Raw genomic sequence first — 1,784 nt, 5'->3', positions numbered from 1 at the left:
GCGGCTGGGGTCGGCCAGCACGCGCGACTCGTCGGGAGCCAGATAGCGTGTCGACTCAATGCCGTTCTTGATGAAGGTTTCCAGTTCTTTCTTGTCCAGCCGGTTGGTAGAGTACGAGCCGTAGCGACCGTCTACATACAAGCTGATGGCCAGTCCGCCTTCCGATGCCTGTTGCAGGCGGTCCATCTTTCCGTTGCGCAGCTCAAACGACGAATTGGAGTTGGCATACAACACCAGTTTGGCTGCCTGGCATCCGTTCTTCAGGGCAAAGTCCATTGCCCATTGTGCCAGTTTCTTATTATTGTCTGTTATCATGTTCTTTATTAATGGTAAATTGTTAATGGTTAATGATAAATGGTGAATGATTAATGGTGAATGATAACTAATTCTTCATTCTTCATTCCTCATTCTTCATTTTCTTATTCTCCACCCACCGTCAGTTTGCTGACCAGAGCCGAAGGCATACCGCAGGTGACGGGGCACGACTGTCCGTCCTTGCCGCACGTCCAGGTACCGTTGTCTATCTTGGCATTGTCGGCCACCATGGTGATGTCGGCCAGTGCCTTGGGACCGTTACCGATGATGTTGATGTCCTTGATGGGTTGCGTCAGCTTACCATTCTCGATGAGGTAGCCCGACTTGACGAAGAACGTAAAGTCGCCTGCACCGATCTGCACCTGTCCGTTGGTGAAGTTCTGTGCATAGATGCCCTGCTTGACGGTAGAGATGATGTCTTCTTCGCGCACGTTGCCAGCCTCCATGTACGTGGCACGCATACGGGGGATAGGCGTGCAGCGGAAGGTGTCGCGGCGTCCGTTTCCGGTAGGAGCCACGCCGTAGAACTTGGCGCTGATGCGGTCGTGCATGTAGCTCGTCAGTATGCCTTCCTTCACGATGTAGGTCTTCTGACCTTCCACACCTTCGTCGTCGAAGTTGACCGAGCCGCGGTTGAAGGGGATGGTACCGTCGTCCACCACGTTGATGTGCTCGTTGCACACCTTCTTGCCCAGCAGGTCGCTGAAGATAGACGTCTTCTTACGGTTGAAGTCGGCCTCGAAAGCATGACCGATGGCCTCGTGCAGCAGGATACCCGAACCGCCGGCTCCCATCACAACGGGCATTTCGCCGCCTTTGGGCTTGACGGCCTTGAAGAGAATGGCCGTATTGTCCACCGCTTCGCGAGCCAATGTCTCGACAATGTCGTCGCTTAGGAATTCGAAGCCCTTGCGGTACGAACGCGAGGCAAAGCCGTTCTCCATCTGTCCGTTCTCTTCCATGATGCAGACGGCCATGAACGATACCATCGGGCGGTAGTCGTAATAGCTCACGCCCTCGGAGTTGCAGAAAAGCACGTGCGAGGTAGTGTCGCTCAGCGAGGCCTGCACCTTGCGTACACGCGGGTCGAGCGAGAAGATTTTCTCGTTCAGCTTCTCCAGATAAGGGATTTTGGTCTTCAGGCTGACTTCCTCCCAGGGGGAAATCACGGTATAACGGTTCTTGGCGATGGTTTTCTCAGTCAGTCCGACGGGTTTACCTGCCTTGCCCGACGTAGCGATGCGGGCAGCTGTACGGGCAGCACGCAGCATTTCGTCGAGTGTCACTCCCTCGACATAGGCATAACCCGTCTGGTCGCCTGCCAGAACGCGGACACCCATACCGAAGTCGATGTTCGAACCGCAACGGTTCACTTGTCCGTCCATCAGCGTGACGCTGTTGTTGAACGTATGTTCGAAATAGAGGTCGGCATAATCGCCGCCTTTTTCGAGGGCGGCAGCCAGTACTTT

At 54.7% G+C, this 1,784-nt stretch carries 2 protein-coding genes; both read right to left on the bottom strand.

Translation table 11 applies throughout. The features are described from left to right. Positions 1-315 (bottom strand): PmbA/TldA family metallopeptidase (locus QVP67_RS09575; protein WP_288180083.1); only part of this gene is annotated, 315 nt, incomplete at its 3' end. Between the two features lie 104 nt (positions 316-419). Continuing rightward, the coding region (locus QVP67_RS09570) for a TldD/PmbA family protein (RefSeq protein WP_288180082.1) at positions 420-1,784 on the bottom strand (1,365 nt) is incomplete at its 5' end.

The organism is Bacteroides sp. CAG:633, assembly GCF_000435115.1.
GTDB lineage: Bacteria > Bacteroidota > Bacteroidia > Bacteroidales > Bacteroidaceae > Bacteroides > Bacteroides ndongoniae.
The sequence above is the reverse complement of the archived record's forward strand: the minus strand, read 5'-3'. Positions and strand labels throughout refer to the sequence as shown.